Origin of the sequence: Methylobacterium oryzae, assembly GCF_036441375.1 — a bacterium.
Taxonomy (GTDB): Bacteria; Pseudomonadota; Alphaproteobacteria; order Rhizobiales; family Beijerinckiaceae; genus Methylobacterium; species Methylobacterium oryzae_A.
The window spans coordinates 134,208-147,888 of sequence record NZ_MLCA01000007.1 but is presented as its reverse complement, the minus strand read 5'-3'; the positions used below and the strand labels follow the sequence as shown (position 1 = coordinate 147,888).

14 protein-coding genes are annotated in these 13,681 nt (G+C 71.9%); 10 read left to right on the top strand and 4 right to left on the bottom strand.

Going from position 1 to position 13,681, the window contains the following annotated elements; translation table 11 throughout:
* The first annotated feature begins 5 nt into the window (after positions 1–5).
* The 5 genes from tenA (at position 6) to MOTC310_RS14915 (ending at position 3,221) form a co-directional block, all read left to right on the top strand.
* Positions 6–683, top strand: a complete 678-nt coding sequence (tenA, locus tag MOTC310_RS14935; RefSeq protein ID WP_331302487.1) for a thiaminase II — start codon at positions 6–8, stop codon at positions 681–683.
* Between the two features lie 16 nt (positions 684–699).
* Positions 700–1,506 (top strand): DJ-1/PfpI family protein, encoded by an 807-nt coding sequence (locus MOTC310_RS14930; protein WP_331302338.1) that lies wholly within the window; start codon positions 700–702, stop codon positions 1,504–1,506.
* 113 nt (positions 1,507–1,619) lie between these two features.
* Positions 1,620–2,081 (top strand): tellurite resistance TerB family protein, encoded by a 462-nt coding sequence (locus MOTC310_RS14925; RefSeq protein WP_331292644.1) that lies wholly within the window; start codon positions 1,620–1,622, stop codon positions 2,079–2,081.
* Between the two features lie 15 nt (positions 2,082–2,096).
* A complete protein-coding gene (locus MOTC310_RS14920; protein ID WP_331292645.1) occupies positions 2,097–2,501 on the top strand; it encodes a CidA/LrgA family protein in 405 nt (134 codons plus the stop codon).
* Between the two features lie 3 nt (positions 2,502–2,504).
* The gene (locus MOTC310_RS14915) at positions 2,505–3,221 is read left to right on the top strand and encodes an LrgB family protein (RefSeq protein ID WP_331292646.1); all 717 of its coding nucleotides are present in this window, start codon (positions 2,505–2,507) and stop codon (positions 3,219–3,221) included.
* Between the two features lie 4 nt (positions 3,222–3,225).
* On the opposite strand, the gene MOTC310_RS14910 is transcribed toward MOTC310_RS14915, so the two are convergent.
* Positions 3,226–4,323 (bottom strand): NAD(P)/FAD-dependent oxidoreductase, encoded by a 1,098-nt coding sequence (locus tag MOTC310_RS14910; RefSeq protein ID WP_331302337.1) that lies wholly within the window; start codon positions 4,321–4,323, stop codon positions 3,226–3,228.
* A 303-nt stretch (positions 4,324–4,626) separates the two neighbouring features.
* On the opposite strand from MOTC310_RS14910, the gene MOTC310_RS14905 reads away from it, so the two are divergent.
* Entirely contained in the window at positions 4,627–5,034 is a 408-nt protein-coding gene (locus MOTC310_RS14905) for a Ros/MucR family transcriptional regulator (RefSeq protein ID WP_331302336.1), read from the top strand.
* A gap of 42 nt (positions 5,035–5,076) precedes the next feature.
* On the opposite strand, the gene MOTC310_RS14900 is transcribed toward MOTC310_RS14905, so the two are convergent.
* Positions 5,077–7,749 (bottom strand): MGH1-like glycoside hydrolase domain-containing protein, encoded by a 2,673-nt coding sequence (locus tag MOTC310_RS14900; protein WP_331302335.1) that lies wholly within the window; start codon positions 7,747–7,749, stop codon positions 5,077–5,079.
* Positions 7,750–7,910: 161 nt separating this feature from the next.
* Positions 7,911–8,576: an HAD-IA family hydrolase gene (locus tag MOTC310_RS14895; protein WP_331302334.1), complete on the bottom strand. Its 666-nt coding sequence runs from the start codon at positions 8,574–8,576 to the stop codon at positions 7,911–7,913.
* A 201-nt stretch (positions 8,577–8,777) separates the two neighbouring features.
* On the opposite strand from MOTC310_RS14895, the gene trpA reads away from it, so the two are divergent.
* The 4 genes from trpA (at position 8,778) to MOTC310_RS14875 (ending at position 13,060) form a co-directional block, all read left to right on the top strand.
* The gene (gene trpA, locus MOTC310_RS14890; RefSeq protein WP_331302333.1) at positions 8,778–9,617 is read left to right on the top strand and encodes a tryptophan synthase subunit alpha; all 840 of its coding nucleotides are present in this window, start codon (positions 8,778–8,780) and stop codon (positions 9,615–9,617) included.
* Positions 9,618–9,697: 80 nt separating this feature from the next.
* Positions 9,698–10,594 carry an acetyl-CoA carboxylase, carboxyltransferase subunit beta gene (gene accD / locus MOTC310_RS14885; RefSeq protein ID WP_331302332.1) on the top strand — a complete coding sequence of 299 codons (897 nt, stop codon included), beginning with the start codon at positions 9,698–9,700 and terminating at the stop codon, positions 10,592–10,594.
* Positions 10,595–10,602: 8 nt separating this feature from the next.
* On the top strand, positions 10,603–11,928 hold the full coding sequence (locus MOTC310_RS14880) for a bifunctional folylpolyglutamate synthase/dihydrofolate synthase (protein ID WP_331302331.1): 1,326 nt from the start codon (positions 10,603–10,605) through the stop codon (positions 11,926–11,928).
* 232 nt (positions 11,929–12,160) lie between these two features.
* Positions 12,161–13,060: an outer membrane protein gene (locus tag MOTC310_RS14875; protein WP_331292655.1), complete on the top strand. Its 900-nt coding sequence runs from the start codon at positions 12,161–12,163 to the stop codon at positions 13,058–13,060.
* 121 nt (positions 13,061–13,181) lie between these two features.
* Here the strand turns inward: MOTC310_RS14875 and trxA are convergent, their stop codons facing one another.
* Positions 13,182–13,505, bottom strand: coding sequence for a thioredoxin (trxA, locus tag MOTC310_RS14870; protein WP_010682902.1), 324 nt, complete (start codon positions 13,503–13,505; stop codon positions 13,182–13,184).
* Positions 13,506–13,681 lie beyond the last annotated feature (176 nt).

Sequence of the window (13,681 nt, the reverse complement as noted above, 5' to 3'; positions counted from 1 at the left end):
CGGAAATGGCCGGCGCCCCGGGCGCGTTCGCGCAGGAGGCCTGGGCACGCAACGCGGCCGCCTACGAGACCATCCGGTCGATGCCGTTCAACGCCGAGCTCGCCGCCGGCACGCTGCCGCAGGACCGGTTCCGGCACTACATCGTGCAGGACGCGCATTACCTGATCGGCTTCGGCCGGGCGCTGAGCCTGGCCGCCGCGAAGGCGCCGGATCCGGACGCGATCGTGCAGTTCTCCCGCGCCGCGCAGGAGGCGATCGTCGTCGAGCGGGCCCTCCACGGCGGGTTCTTCCGCGACTACGATATCGGGCCGGAGACCTTCGCGGCCACGCCCCTGACACCGGCCTGCGACCACTACGTCTGCTACCTGATGGCCACCGCCTACGCCGAGCCCTACGCGGTGCTCTGCGCCGCCCTGCTGCCCTGCTTCTGGATCTACAAGGCGGTCGGCGACGACATCTTCGCCCGCGCCGCGCCCGACAACCCCTACCGGGCCTGGATCGACACCTACGCGGGTGCGGATTTCGCCGAGGCGGTCGCGGCCATGATCGCCGCCACCGACCGGGCGGCCCTCGCCGCGTCGGAAGCCGAGCGCGCGCGGATGCATCAGGCCTTCACGCAGGCCACCCGCCTCGAATGGCAGTTCTGGGACAGCGCCTACCGCGACGCGGCCTGGGCCCTGTGACCCGCCCGGCGCGCCCGTGACCGCGCCGGAGACCCGCCGCCGCGATCTGGTCGCCGCCGCGCTCGCCGCCNCCGCGCTCGCCGCCGCCCTGGCCGCGCCGCTCCGTCCGGCCCTGGCCGTCGCCGCGGGCGAGCCGGTGCCGATCCCGCCGGACCGGCCCGTCCGGATCGCGATGCTGGTCTATCCGGGCCTGACCGCCCTCGACCTCGTGGGGCCGCAGACCTTCCTGGCGGGGCTGGCCCCGGGCAGCCTCCACCTCGTCGGCGCGGAGGCCGGGCCGGTGACGAGCGATACCGGCCTCGTCCTGGTGGCGACCCACGGCTTCGCCACCTGCCCGGCGGATCTCGACGTCCTGTTCGTCCCCGGGGGCGACGGCACGCCCGCCCAGATGGGCAACGCGCCGCTGCTCGCCTTCCTGCGCGACCGCGCCGCCCGGGCCGTCTGGATCGCCAGCGTCTGCACCGGATCGCTGATCCTCGGCGCGGCGGGGCTGCTGCGGGGCTACCGCGCGACGTCGCACTGGAGTGTGCGCGATGCGGTGCTGCCGCTGCTGGGCGCCGAGCCGGTTGCGGAGCGGGTCGTCTTCGACCGCAACCGCGTCACCGCGGCCGGGGTCTCGGCGGGGCTCGATCTCGGGCTGGCGCTCGCCGCGCGGCTGCGCGGGGAGGCCTACGCCCGCACCGCGCAGCTCGTCGCCGAGTACGCCCCGGCGCCGCCCTTCAGCGCCGGCACCCCGGTCGAGGCCGGGCCCGCGACCGTGCGGGCGGCCGAGGCGATCCTCGCCCCGCTGGTGACGGGGTCGGAGGCCGCAGCCCGTACGTGAGAGCGGCGCCGGCGATGCAACCGGGCCACGGTCCGGCGCGACGTGCGGCGGCGTGCTTGACGGCGCGACTCCGGGGCCCGAACTGTTGCGGTGCACGATCCTCCGGAGCCGCCATGTCCCTGATCGCACGCCTGCGCGCCTACGCGGCCGAGGCTCTCGGCGTCGGCAATCCAGAGGCCGTGGACGAGACGCATCTCGCGGCCACCGCGCTCCTCGTCCACGTCGCCCGCGTCGACGGGATCCTCGCACCGGCCGAGAGCGAGCGCCTCTCGCGCCTCGTGCAGGGCCACTACGCCGACGGTCCGGACGCGGCGCGGGCGCTGATCGAGCGCGCCGCCGCCATGGATTCGGAGGTGCGCGACGTGGCGAGCCTCGTGGAGATGATCCCGCACGAGGCCGACCGGTCCGAGCGCGAGGAGCTGCTGACCATGGCGTGGTCGGTGGCGGCGGCGGACGGCCACGTCGACGAGTTCGAGGAGGCCCTGGTGGAGCGCCTCGGCCGCCTGCTCGGCTTCGACGAGGCCGCCGTCGCGGCGGCCCGGCGCAGCGGTCAGCAGGGCGTCGCGGCCGCGTAGCCTCGGCCTTCCACGATGATCGCCAGCCTGGCCCTGATCCTTCTCGCCCAGCTGCTGGGCGAAGCCCTCGCGCGCGGCGCGGGCGTTCCGATCCCCGGGCCGGTGATCGGCATGGGCCTGATGTTCGCGTTCCTGCTGCTGCGCGACACCCCGCGCCTCGGCCTGCCGCGCGTCCTGCCGAAGCCGCTCACCGACGGCACGCTCGAGACGACCGCGCGCGGGCTGCTGATGAACCTGTCGCTCCTGTTCGTCCCGGCCGGAGTCGGGGTCGTCGGCCGCCTCGACCTGCTGCGCGCGCAGGGCGCCAAGCTGGCCCTCGTGCTGGTCGTCTCGACGGCGCTGTCGCTGCTGGTCACCGTCCTGGTCTTCCGCGCCGTCGCCGCCCTGGTCGAGCGGCGCCGTCCCGACGGGGAGCCCTGACCGGTGGGCGGCGACTTCTCGCTCTGGGTCTACCTCGCCAAGACGCCGCTCCTGTGGCTGACGGTGACGCTGACCGCCTACGTCCTGGCGGACCGGATCGCCGCCGCGACTGGCCGGCACCCGATCGCCAACCCCGTCCTCATCACGGTCGCGCTGGTCGGCGCGGTCCTGGCCATCACCGGCACGCCCTACGGGGCCTATTTCGAGGGCGCGCAGTTCGTCCACTTCCTGCTCGGGCCCGCCACCGTGGTCCTGGCGATGCCGCTCTACGAGCGGCGTGCGACCGTCCTGCGCGCCCTCGCGCCGATGCTGGCAGCCCTCGCCGCCGGCTCGGCCACCACCCTCGCCGTGGTGATCGGCCTCGCGCGGCTCCTCGACATCCCGCAGCCGATCCTCGTCTCGCTGGCGCCGAAATCGGTGACCTCGGGCGTGGCGATGGGCATCGCGGAGGCGCTCGGCGGCGACCCGACGCTCACGGCGATCCTGGTGATCCTCACCGGCATCATCGGGGCGATCCTCGTGACGCCGATGATGAACCTCCTGCGGATCAGCGACATGCGCGCCCGCGGCTTCGCGGCCGGGCTCGCGGCCCACGGCATCGGGACGGCCCGCGCCTTCCAGGTCAGCGAGGTGGCCGGAACCTTCGCGGGCATCGCCATGGGACTCAACGCCTTCCTGACGGCGATCCTCGCACCCCTGGCGCTGCACCTGCTGTTCTGAGGCCTCACGCGTCGAGCCGGTCGGCCACCGCCTCGGCGAGCGACAGGCTGGAGGTCAGCCCCGGGCTCTCGATCCCGAACAGGTGCACGATCCCCGGCAGGCCGTGCTCGGCCGGCGCGTCGATCCGGAAATCGGCCGCCGCCTCGCCGGGCCCGGTCAGCTTCGGCCGCAGGCCCGCGTAGTCCGGGTACAGCGCCCCGTCGGGCAGGCCGGGCCAGTAGCGCCGGATCGCACCGTAGAAGGCCTCGGCGCGCCGGGGATCGACCCGGTAGTCGAACCCGTCGACCCATTCCACGTCGGGCCCGAAGCGGGTGCGGCCGGCGAGGTCGAGGGTCAGGTGGATGCCGAGACCGCCGTCGATGCGCGGCGCCGGGTAGATCAGCCGCGAGAAGGCCGGCTTGCCGGTGCAGCCGAAGTAGTTGCCGCGGGCGAGGCGCAGCGTCGGGACGCGCTCGGCCGGGTACCCCTCCGTGCCGGCGGCCAGGGCCGGGGCGCCGAAGCTCGCGGCGTTGACCACCGCGTCGAACGCCATCGTGCCCGGCTCGGCGCCGCCGAACGCGGCCTGCCACTGGCCGTCCCGCCGCGTCAGGCGCTCGACCGGGGTGCGCAGGGCGAGCGCGCCGCCGTGATCCTCGATCTCGCCGAGCAGGGCGAGCATCAGCGCGTGGCTGTCCACGACACCCGTGTGCGGCGAGTGCAGCGCCACCGTGCAGGCGAGATTCGGCTCGAGCCTTCGCGCCGCGCCGCCGTCGAGGAGCTCCAGGCCGGCGACACCGTTCGCCTCGCCCTGGCGGCGGATCGCCGCGATCTTCTCGGCCTCCGCGTCGTCGGACGCGACGATCAGCTTGCCGCAGGCGCGGTGTGGAACGCCGTGACTCGCGCAAAAGTTGTATAGCCGGCGGGCTCCCTCGACGCAGTGGCGCGCGCGCTCGGATCCGCTCGGGTAGTACATGCCGGCGTGGATCACTTCCGAGCTGCGGGACGAGACACCCGTTCCGAAGGCATCCTCGGCTTCCGCCACGATGACGGCGTGTCCGCGCAGCGCGAGCGCCCGCCCGACGGCGAGCCCGACGACGCCGGCTCCGACGACCAGGGCCTCCATGTGTTCGCGTTCTCCTTCGCGCCCGGGCGGGCAGGTGAGTCCTCAATACCGCACTTGAGCCGGAACAACGACGCGCCCGTTGATTCGCCGTTGACCCTAAATCTCAATCCTAAGTAGAAATATCGGCGCGATAAATGCGCGGCTTGGTTGTAGCGGCGGCGGAGCGGCGCATAATGAGCCCATCCGCCGCCTCCGGCCGGGACCGGCGCCGTCTCAGGGACATGGACCGGCCGTCGGCGGCGAAGCGCCCGACGGAAACCGACGAGAACCACATCCGCAACACGTAGAATCGAGATGACGACCATGCAGATGACATCGCCGAGCGTCGAACTCGCCGCAAAGATCCTGAGCGCCTACGTCACGCGCAACAGCGTCCCGGCGGGAACGTTGCCCGACCTGCTCTCCGAGGTACACCGCTCGATCACCGCCCTGGATCAGCCGGCGGAGCCGCAGGTCCGCCGGCCGACCGAGGCGCAGATCCGGGCCTCGATCCGGCCCGACACGCTCATCAGCTTCGAGGACGGCAAGCCCTACAAGGCCCTGCGGCGGCACCTGACGATGCGCGGTCTCACGCCGGAGGCCTACAGGGCCAAGTGGGGCCTGCCCGTCGATTACCCGCTGGTCTCGGCGCTCTACAGCGCCCGCCGCTCGACGATCTCCCGCCAGATCGGTCAGGGGCAGCGCCTGCGGATGCAGCAGGCCGCGGAGTAGCGCGGGCTCCGGTCGCCGGCGCGCCGGGCCGGCGACCGGCCCTCACGGCCAGCCCGGGGTCTGCGCCTCGGCGGCCGCGGTCGCCACTTCCTGGATCAGCAGGGCCACGAGCCCGGACCACCCGGTCTGGTGCGACGCGCCGACCCCGCGGCCGCTGTCCCCGTGATAGTACTCGTAGAACAGGACGAGGTCGCGGAAATGCGGGTCCTCCTGCTCGATCCGGCTGTCGCCGTAGACCGGCCTGCGCCCGTCCGCCCGGCGGGTCGAGAGGCTGATCAGGCGCCGTGACAGGTGGGCGGCGATCTCCCGGAGCGCGTAGGTCCGGCCCGACCCGGTCGGCGCCTCGACCCGGAAATCCGGGCCGTAATAGTCGTGGAAGCGGTTCAGCCCGGCGATGAGCAGGTAGTTGACCGGCATCCACACCGGACCGCGCCAGTTCGAGTTGCCGCCGAACAGGCGCGAGCGCGACTCGGCCGGCTCGTAGGCGAGCCCCAGGTCCCGCCCGTTCCACGCGAAGCAGAACGGCTTGTCCGCGTAGACGCGCGACACGGCGCGCAGCCCGTAATCCGACAGGAACTCGTTCGGATCGAGGGCGCGGTGGAGCAGCGCCTTCAGCCGGTGCCCGCGCAGCAGCGACAGCAGCGCCGTCTGGCCCTCGCCGGGCTCGTTCCAGCGCGAGACCAGGGTCGCGAGGTCCGGGCGGTTCTTCAGGAAGAACACCATCCGGTTCCGCAGGGACGGCAGCCGCGCGAGGTCGCACTCGTTGATCACCGCCACCGCGAAGATCGGGATCAGGCCGACCATGGTCCGGGCGCGGATCGGGAGGCGCTCCCCGTCGCGGGTCTCGATCACGTCGTAGAAGAAGCCGTCCGGCTCGTCCCACACGCCCGCGCCGGTGGCGCCGGCGATCAGGAGGAAGTGCTCGAAGAACTTCTCCGCCATGTCCTCGAAGGTCGGGTCGTCGAGGGCGAGCTCGATGGCGATCCGCATCAGGTTGAGCGCGTAGGTCGCCATCCAGGCCGTCGCGTCGGACTGGGTCAGCGTGGCGCCGTCGCCCACCGGCTTCGACCGGTCGAAGATCCCGATATTGTCGAGACCGAGGAAGCCGCCCTGGAACAGGTTGCGGTCGTCGGAATCCTTGCGGTTGACCCACCACGTGAAGTTCAGGGTCAGCTTGTTGAAGATCCGCTTGAGGAAGGCGTGGTCCGGTTTGCCGGTCAGCGCCCGGTCCAGCTCGAACACCCGCCAGGCGGCCAGCGCGTGGACCGGCGGGTTGGCGTCCCCGAAGCCCCACTCGTAGGCCGGCAGCGCGGCGTTCGGGTGGGTGTAGGCTTCGTCGACCAGCAGCAGGAGCTGATTCTTGGCGAAGTCCGGGTCGATGAGCCCGAACACGATCGCCTGGAGAGCGAGATCCCAGGAGGCGAACCAGGGATACTCCCAGGCATCCGGCATTGAGATGATGTCGTTGGCCCGCAGATGCGCCCAGTCGCTGTTGCGGCCGTGCCCCCGCTGCGGTGCCGGTGCGGGCTGCGCCGGGTCGCCGGCGAGCCACTCGCGCACGTCGTAATGGTAGAGCTGCTTCGACCAGAGCATGCCGGCGAGCGCCTGCCGCTGCACGAGCCGCATCTCGGGATCGGCGATCGGCGCCTGGAGCGCCCCGTAGAAATCGTGGGCCTCCGCCTCGCGGGCGGCGAAGACCGCGTCGAAATCCGCGAAGGGCTCGCCCGGCGCGGTCTCGGCGCGCAGGCGCAGGCGCAGGGTCCGGGTCTCGCCGGGGCCGAGATGCAGGTCGTAGCGGGCGGCGCACTTGGTGCCCGACAGGGCGTTGACAGCGGCCCGGACGCCGCCCACGACGCGGCGGTCGATCCCGTCCTTGTAGTAGCCCTCGGCCGGGCCGCTGCCGAACAGCCGGTGCGCGTTCGTCTCGTTCTCGGTGAAGAGCAGATCGTCCGCCCCCTCCGCGAAGAAGCGGAAGGTCGGCATCTCGGGGTGGCGGGCCCAGACCGACCCCTCCGATCCGGCCATCAGCTCCGGCTTCGGCGTGCCCTGCTTCCACGACCACGTGTTGCGCGCCCAGAGCTGCGGCAGCAGCGTCAGGTCCGCGGCGTCCGGGCCACGATTGGTCGCGGTGACCCGCATCAGGATGTCGTCGGGCGCGGCCTTGGCGTAGGCGATCTCGACGTCGAAGTAGCGCCCCGCGTCGAACAGCCCGGTGTCGAGGAGCTCGAATTCCGGGTCGTCGAGGCCGCGCCGCGCATTCTCCTGGACCAGACGCTCGTAGGGGAAGGCCGCCTGCGGGTACTTGTACAGCATCCGCATGAAGGCGTGGGTCGGGATCCCGTCGAGGTAGTAGTAGAGTTCCTTGACGTCCTCGCCGTGGTTGCCTTCCTGGTTGGTCAGGCCGAACAGGCGCTCCTTCAGGATCGGGTCCCGCCCGTTCCACAGGGCCAGGGACAGGCACCAGTTCAGGTGTCGGTCGCCGAAGCCGCCGATCCCGTCCTCGCCCCAGCGGTAGGCGCGGGACCGGGCGTGGTCGTGGGGCAGGTAGTCCCAGGCGTCGCCTCCCGGGCTGTAATCCTCCCGCACCGTGCCCCATTGCCGGTCGCTGAGATACGGCCCCCAGCGGCGCCATGCCGGGTCGGAGCGCGCCTCCACGAGACGGCGTCCCTCGGCGGTCTCGAAGAGGTTCGGCGGCACGCCGTCGGGCTTGGTCATGGGCGCGCTGCTCCTGCCCCCGCGGATCCGTACCGGATAAAGCCGCGCCGCCGACAGGGAAAGTCAACGCCTGCCGCCACCGGATCCGCGCGGGGCGGAGATCACACGATTCGGATCGATCGGACCGCCCGACCGCGGGAACGCGGCCGAGCCCGGGATCGTCAACCGGTGCGTGTCACCCGGATGCCGTCCTGCGCCTTCGCGACGCCGAGCCGGATGTAGTCCGCGATCGCCGGATGGCCGGTCCTCACCGGCTCGCGATGGGTCGCGGTGACCACCACGACGCCCGCGCCGGCGGCTTCCGCCGCCCGGATGCCGGCCGGGGCGTCCTCGAAGACGAGGCAGTCCGACGCCGCGACGCCGAGGCGCTCGGCCGCCATCAGGAAGCAATCCGGGGCGGGCTTGCCGCGCGCCACATCCTCGGCGGCGACCAGCAGGTCGGGGACGGGCATGCCGGCCGCCGCGAGACGGCGCTCCGCCAGCTGCCGCGGCGCCGAGGTGACGATCGCCCAGCGGTCGCGCGGCAATGCCTCCAGGAAGGCTCGCGCGCCCGGGATCGCGACGATGTCGTCGACATCCGCCATCTCGGCCTCGGTGATCGCGGCGGCCTCGGCGACGGGATCGATGCCCGGCAGGTTCAGCCGCCGGATCGTCTCCACCGATTGCACGCCGTGGATGGTTGGCAGGAAGGCCGCCACGTCGAGGCCGTGCGCCTCCGCCCAGCGCGACCAGATCCGCTCCGCGGAGGCGATCGAGCTGATGATCGTCCCGTCCATGTCGAACAGGAGCGCGGCCAGGGGGCGCGACGGGAGGGCTGACTCGGGCATGGGCGAGGGCTAGGCCGCCGCCGCCGCCCCGGCAACCGGCCCGCGCGCATGGCCGCAATCTCGCGGGCGAGCGGGCGTCCGGGGCCGGCCCCGGTCACGGCCGCCGAGCGGGCCGCCCGCTTCACGGGCCGACGCCTTTGGTGTAGCGCGGGTGCAACCCCGGGCCGTCGGCGGCCCTGCAGAAGCGAATATCATCCGACCATGCCGAGCCGCATCGACGCCACCTTCGCCCGCGCCCGCGCGGAGAACCGGTCCGTCCTCGTCACCTACGTGATGTCCGGCGATCCCGATCCCGAGACCTCGCTGGAGGTGCTGACCGCCTTGCCGGGCGCCGGCGCCGACATCCTGGAATTCGGCCTGCCGTTCACCGACCCGATGGCGGACGGTCCGGCGATCCAGGCCGCCGGCCTGCGGGCGCTGAAGGCCGGCCAGACGGTGTCGGGCACGCTCGACCTCGTGCGCCGCTTCCGCGCCGGGAACGACACCACGCCCGTCGTGCTGATGGGCTACTACAACCCGATCCACACCTACGGCGTCGACCGCTTCCTCGACGACGCGGTGGCGGCCGGCGTCGACGGGCTGATCGTCGTCGATCTGCCGCCCGAGGAGGATGCCGAGCTGTGCCTGCCGGCGCTCGGCAAGGGCCTCGCCTTCATCCGCCTCGCCACGCCGACCACCGACGAGCGGCGCCTGCCGGCCGTCCTCGCGAACACGGCGGGCTTCGTCTACTACGTGTCGATCACCGGCATCACCGGGACGGCCACGCCGGATTTCGGCAAGGTCTCCGAGGCGGTCGCCCGCATCCGGCGCCACACCGAGCTGCCCGTCGTCGTGGGCTTCGGCGTCAAGACCGGCGCCCACGCGGCGGCGATCGCCGAGGGCGCCGACGGCGTCGTGGTCGGCTCCGCGCTCGTGGACGCCCTGGTGCGCTCCCTCAACGGCGAGGGCCGGCCGCAGGCCGGAAGCGTCGGGGCGGTGACGGAGCTGGTGCGCGAACTCGCCGCCGGCGTGCGGTCGGCGGGTGTCGGCCGGGCCGCCTGACCGGCGGACCGGCCACCCCTGGCGGCGGAGCGCGCCGCACCTGATATCTGCGCGGGCTTGAAGCGGACGGACGCAAGTCGATGGTCGAACCGATGAACTGGATCTCGGAGGTGGTGCGCCCCCGGATCAAGACCCTGTTCAAGCGCGAGACGCCCGAGAATCTCTGGGTGAAGTGCCCGGATACGGGGCAGATGGTGTTCCACAAGGAGGTGGAGGCCAATCACTGGGTCATTCCCGGCTCCGAGCATCACCTGAAGATGGGCGCCCAGGCGCGCCTGAAGATGATGTTCGACGAGGGCACGTGGATCGACGTGGCCCTGCCCGAGGTCGCCCCCGACCCGCTGAAGTTCCGCGACGAGAAGCGCTACGTCGACCGGCTCAAGGAGGCGCGGGCCAAGACCGGCCTGCAGGACGCGTTCAAGATCGGCTTCGGCCGGGTCGGCGGCCTGCCGATGACGCTGGCGGCCCAGGAATTCGGCTTCATGGCCGGGTCGCTGGGCATGGCGGCGGGCGAGGCCTTCGTGCGCGGCGCCGAGACGGCATTGGAGAAGCGCACGCCCTACGTGCTGTTCGCGGCCTCCGGCGGCGCGCGCATGCAGGAGGGAATCCTCTCCCTGATGCAGATGCCGCGGACGACCGTGGCGGTGCGCCGGCTCAACGCGGCGCGGCTTCCCTACATCGTGGTGCTGACCAACCCGACAACCGGCGGCGTCACCGCCTCCTACGCGATGCTGGGCGACGTGCACCTCGCCGAGCCGGGTGCCCTGATCTGCTTCGCGGGACCGCGGGTGATCGAGCAGACGATCCGGGAGAAGCTGCCGGACGGCTTCCAGCGGGCGGAGTACCTGCGCGAGCACGGCATGGTCGATCAGGTGGTCCACCGGCACCAGCTCAAGGAGACGATCGTGCGTCTCTGCAGCCTCCTGACCAACGTGTCCCAGGCCGGCGCGCCGGCCGCGGCCTCCGAGGCGGCCTGAGCCCGGCGATGGCCTCGTCCGACGCCCTGATGGCGCGCTTCCTGGCGCTCCACCCCCGCACCATCGACCTGTCCCTGGGCCGCATCGAGCGGCTGCTCGCGCGGCTCAACCATCCCGAGCGCCGCCTGCCGCCGGTGATCCACGTGGCCGGCACCAACGGCAAGGGCTCGACCATCGCGTTCATGCGGTCGATCCTGGAGGCCGGGGGCCTGGCCGCCCACGTCTACACGTCGCCGCACCTCGTGCGCTTCCACGAGCGGATCCGCATCGGCGGGATCGGCGGCGGCCATTTCGTGGACGAGGACCGGCTGGCCGACGCCTTCGGGCGCTGCGAGTCCGCGAACGCGGGCGAGCCGATCACGATGTTCGAGATCACCACGGCCGCCGCGTTCCTGCTCTTCTCGGAGAGCCCGGCCGACGTGCTGCTTCTGGAAGTCGGTCTCGGCGGCCGGCTCGACGCCACCAACGTCATCGACCGGCCGGCCTGCGCGGTGGTGACGCCGATCGGCCGCGACCATGCCGAGTATCTCGGCGACACGGTCGAATCGGTCGCGACCGAGAAGGCCGGGATCTTCAAGCGCGGTTGCCCCGCGGTGATCGCCGCCCAGGATTACGCCGAGGCCGATGCCGTCCTCTGCCGGCGCGCGGAAGCCGTCGGTGCCGGGCCCGTGCTGGTGGGCAACCAGGATTTCTCCGTGCACGAGGAGCGCGGCCGGCTCGTCTACCAGGACGAGACCGACCTGTTCGACCTTCCGCGGCCGCGCCTCGCCGGGCGCCACCAACTGGTCAATGCCGGAACGGCGATCACCGCGCTCCGCGCCGCCGGGTTCGGCGACATCGGGACGGCGGCCCTGGAGCGGGGACTGACCGAGGTCGAGTGGCCGGGCCGGCTGCAGCGCCTCGGCCGCGGCCGCCTGGCCGCCCAGCTCGATCCCGGCACCGAGCTCTGGCTCGACGGCGGCCACAACATCGACGGCGGCCGGATCCTCGCCGCCGCCATGGCGGATCTCGGCGAGAAGAGCGACGTGCCGCTCGTCCTCGTGGTCGGCCTGCTCGGCACGAAGGACGCCGACGGGTTCCTGCGCAACTTCGTGGGTCTGGCCCGGGCCCTCGTGGCCGTCCCGATCACCGGGACCATGGCCGCGCGCCCGGCCGAGGAGGTCGCGCGGATCGGCGAGGAGGTCGGCCTCTCGACCTACGCGGCGCCGAGCATCGAGGCGGCCCTCGCCCTGGTGCGGGACATCGCCTTCGAGCGCCCGCCGCGAATCCTGATCTGCGGATCGCTCTACTTGGCCGGCATGGTTCTCGCCGCCAACGACACGCCGCCGGTCTGAGTCGTCTCCAGTCTGGCCGCGCCGCGCACGGCCGCTCTATCAAGTGGCCGGTCGCCGGAGACCTGTGAAATCCGGATTTTGCATTCGAAAATCCGTCGAATCGCCGCAATCGCCCGGATGGAGACCCGCCCACGGCCACGCTTTCCTCCCGCTGTGGCAGCTAAGCTACATCCTCGCCGGGCCCGATCGCATAATTTCACCGTCGATCGGGCTTATGCTGGGGATCACAGTAATGAAGAAGCTTCTCACCTCTCTCGCGGCGTTCACCGCGCTCACGGCTGCCGCTTCGGCCGCCGATCTGCCGCGCCGCGCCGCGCCGCCGCCGGTGTTCACCCCCGTTCCGGTGTTCACCTGGACCGGCGCCTACTTCGGTATCAACGCCGGCTACGCGTTCGACGCCAGCAGCAACTCCAACCGCGGCTTCGTGCAGACGCCCGGCAACCCGGTCGCTCTCGTGCCGGGCGGTCTCGTCCCCTACCAGGCCCTGCTGCCGAACGGCTCGTCGCTGGCCTACAGCAACGACAGCCGCGAGGGTTTCTCGGGCGGTGGCCAGATCGGCTACAACTGGCAGCTGAGCCCGGGCAACGGCGCCGTGATCGGCTTCGAGGCTGACGCTCAGTACCTCGACTTCGGCCGTCGCGCCCGCTTCGCCACGAACGCCGGGGCGATCAACCCGGGCTTCATCCCGGTCAACGGCACGCTCAACACCATCGACTTCTTCGGCACCGTCCGCGGTCGTCTCGGTTACGCCTTCGACCGGACCCTCGTGTACGCCACCGGCGGTTTCGCCTACGCCACCGGCACCGATGACGGCGCCCGCGTCGGCCTGCAGAACTTCGCCGGCCGCCGGAACGACTTCAAGACCGGCTGGACGGTCGGCGGCGGTGTCGAGTACGCCCTGCCCACCGACTCGTTCCTGAACTTCTTCCGCTCCTCGGCCGTGACGCTGAAGGTGGAAGGCCTGTACGTGAACCTCGACAACAACAACGGCCGCGCTCAGCTGCCGCTGGTCGGCGCCGCGATCTCCCCGGTCGGGCTCGTGCCGGTTTACACGCTCGCCGGCGCCAGCCGGAACGAGAACGCCTTCGCGGTCGTCCGCGCTGGCCTGAACTACAAGTTCGGCTCGTACTAAGACGGAATACGGGATCCCGGCACGAACCGGGATCCCTCAAAAATAATCTTGGGCTCGAAACCGAGAAAGCCCGGCCTCGCGGCCGGGCTTTCTTTTTGTCGTCCAGGGCCTCGAAGGCGGTTCAGGCGGTCTGGGCGCCGATCCAGCGCGACAGGTCGCCCTTCGGGGCGGCGCCGACCTTCTGGTCCACCCGCTCGCCGTTCTTGAAGAGCAGCAGCGTCGGGATCGAGCGGATGCCGTACTGGGCGGCGATCTGCGGGTTCTCGTCGACGTTGACCTTGGCGATCTTCACCTTGCCCTGCAGGTCGGTCGCGATCTCCTCGAGGGCGGGGCCGATCTGACGGCACGGACCGCACCACTCCGCCCAGAAATCCACCACGACGGGCTCGGCGGACTTGAGAACGTCCTGCTCGAAGCTCGCGTCGGTTACTTTCACCGTCGCCATAACGTCACCTTTCGGAATCCGCTGCCCGTCGGGCAGCGTCGAACGGGCAGAGGCCCGCGCGGTCCGGTCAGAATTGGCGACGGCCCTGCGCGCGGTCAAGAAGTCCGGTCTCCGGTGCCGGGCGGCGGCGCCCGGGATACAGGGTTTCTTGGGTCGTCCGGCGTGCCGCGATGTGC

Coding starts and splice junctions, on each gene's coding strand:
- MOTC310_RS14880 (WP_331302331.1), top strand. CDS start 10,603: ATGGCCTCGTCCGACGCCCTGATGGCGCGCTTCCTGGCGCTCCACCCC.
- MOTC310_RS14910 (WP_331302337.1), bottom strand. CDS start 4,323: ATGGAGGCCCTGGTCGTCGGAGCCGGCGTCGTCGGGCTCGCCGTCGGG.
- MOTC310_RS14925 (WP_331292644.1), top strand. CDS start 1,620: ATGTCCCTGATCGCACGCCTGCGCGCCTACGCGGCCGAGGCTCTCGGC.
- accD (WP_331302332.1), top strand. CDS start 9,698: ATGGTCGAACCGATGAACTGGATCTCGGAGGTGGTGCGCCCCCGGATC.
- MOTC310_RS14920 (WP_331292645.1), top strand. CDS start 2,097: ATGATCGCCAGCCTGGCCCTGATCCTTCTCGCCCAGCTGCTGGGCGAA.
- trxA (WP_010682902.1), bottom strand. CDS start 13,505: ATGGCGACGGTGAAAGTAACCGACGCGAGCTTCGAGCAGGACGTTCTC.
- MOTC310_RS14895 (WP_331302334.1), bottom strand. CDS start 8,576: ATGCCCGAGTCAGCCCTCCCGTCGCGCCCCCTGGCCGCGCTCCTGTTC.
- tenA (WP_331302487.1), top strand. CDS start 6: ATGGCCGGCGCCCCGGGCGCGTTCGCGCAGGAGGCCTGGGCACGCAAC.
- MOTC310_RS14900 (WP_331302335.1), bottom strand. CDS start 7,749: ATGACCAAGCCCGACGGCGTGCCGCCGAACCTCTTCGAGACCGCCGAG.
- MOTC310_RS14905 (WP_331302336.1), top strand. CDS start 4,627: ATGCAGATGACATCGCCGAGCGTCGAACTCGCCGCAAAGATCCTGAGC.
- MOTC310_RS14875 (WP_331292655.1), top strand. CDS start 12,161: ATGAAGAAGCTTCTCACCTCTCTCGCGGCGTTCACCGCGCTCACGGCT.
- trpA (WP_331302333.1), top strand. CDS start 8,778: ATGCCGAGCCGCATCGACGCCACCTTCGCCCGCGCCCGCGCGGAGAAC.